This window comes from Streptomyces spiramenti (assembly GCF_012034385.1).
Taxonomy (GTDB): domain Bacteria; phylum Actinomycetota; class Actinomycetes; order Streptomycetales; family Streptomycetaceae; genus Streptomyces; species Streptomyces spiramenti.
Genome location: NZ_JAAVJB010000432.1, coordinates 1 through 1,692 on the forward strand (window position 1 = coordinate 1; position 1,692 = coordinate 1,692).

Consider the following 1,692-nt stretch of genomic DNA (forward strand, 5'->3'; position numbering starts at 1 on the left):
CCGCGACGGGGCTGCGGCGGATCGGCCGGCGGCGTCGGAGACGGTCGGCCGCCGAGACGCGACGCCGTTGGGGTGGCGGGTGATGCCGGCACCGCGACGGACGGCCGTGACGTGCAGCGCGGGCCCGCCGGGGGTCGGACACGCCGTCAGGAGCGCGGGCGCGACCAGGCGTGCCGGCCTGCCTGCCAGACGTCCGTCACCAGCGGGACGCCGGGTCGGTAGGCCAGGTGCACCGGCGAGGGCGCGTCCAGCACCACCAGGTCGGCGCGGGCGCCCGGCCGGAGGGTGCCGATGTCGGTGCGGCGCAGCGCCGCCGCACCGCCGGCGGTGGCGGACCAGAGCGCCTCCTCGGGCGTCATGCCCATCTCGCGTACGGCCACAGCGATGCAGAACGGCATGGAACTGGTGAAGGACGAGCCGGGGTTGCAGTCCGTGGACAGCGCGACCGTGGCGCCGGCGTCCAGGAGGCGGCGGGCGTCCGGGTAGGGCGAGCGGGTGGAGAACTCGCAGCCGGGGAGCAGGGTGGCGACCGTCGGTTCGGGGGCGGTGGCGGCCTGGGCGAGTGCGTCGACGTCGGTGTCGTCGAGGTGGGTGCAGTGGTCGGCCGAGGCGGCGGCGAGTTCGACGGCGATCCGCACGCCGGGGCCGGGGCCGAGCTGGTTGGCGTGGACGCGGGGGGTGAGTCCACGGGCGCGTCCGGCTGTCAGCACGGCGCGGGTCCGGTCGCCGTCGAAGGCGCCCCGCTCGCAGAAGGCGTCGATCCAGCGGGCGTGGGGGGCGCAGGCGTCGAGCATGGGACCGGTGACCAGCGCCACGTAGCCGTCGGGGTCGTCCTGGTACTCGGAGGGGACGATGTGCGCGCCGAGGTAGGTGACCTCGTCGGTGCGGGCGGCGGCCACGCGCAGCGCGCGTGCCTCGTCGTCGGCGGTGAGGCCGTATCCGGACTTGGTCTCGGTGGTGGTGGTGCCCTGCCGCACCATCTCGGCGAGGTGGCGGTCGAGGGTGGCCGCCAGCTCGTCGTCGGTGGCCGCGCGGGTGGCGGCGACGGTGGTGCGGATGCCGCCGGCGCTGTAGGGCCGGCCGGTCATCCGGGCGTTGAACTCCTCGGTCCGGTCGCCCGCGAACAGCAGGTGGGAGTGGGAGTCGACGAAGCCGGGGACGACCGCCCGGCCACCCACATCATGGTGACTGTCAGTGACGGGTGCTCTACTGGATTCACCGATCCACGCGATGCGGTCGCCCTCGATGACGAGGGCGGCATCGTGGATCGGGCCGAGGGGGCCGGTGCCGTGGGAGGGGTCGTTGGTGGTGAGGTGGGAGATGTTGGTGACGAGGGTGGTGGGGGCCGCCGGGGCCGGGGTGGCGTCGGGGCGGGGGTGGGTGTCGCTCATCGTCGCGAAGGTCTCCGTGGCGGGTGGTGGGCGGCGGGCGTACGGGGCACCGCCGGGTTCTCGGCGGCGGTCGCTCCGTGAGTGGCGGCGGTGTGCGGCGGGTGCCCGCCCGGCGGGGTCCGCCGGGCGGGCGCGGTCAGCCGCGCAGTGCCTCCACCGCGTCGGTGAGCGCCTCGGGGACGCGGGGGACCAGTTGGTGGTGGCCGTCGCGGACGACGTGCCGACCGCCGACCACGGTGTGCCTCACGTCGGCCGCGGTCCCGGCGAAGACGACGGCCTCGGCGGCGAGCTGCCGGAGGGC

1 protein-coding gene and 1 pseudogene are annotated in these 1,692 nt (G+C 76.1%); both read right to left on the reverse strand.

Annotated features, from left to right (window positions below; genetic code table 11):
• Positions 1-146: 146 nt before the first annotated feature.
• Entirely contained in the window at positions 147-1,391 is a 1,245-nt protein-coding gene (gene hutI / locus HCJ92_RS23940; protein WP_167935695.1) for an imidazolonepropionase, read from the reverse strand.
• A 136-nt stretch (positions 1,392-1,527) separates the two neighbouring features.
• A pseudogene (locus HCJ92_RS25260) lies at positions 1,528-1,692 on the reverse strand (formimidoylglutamate deiminase); the annotation flags it as partial.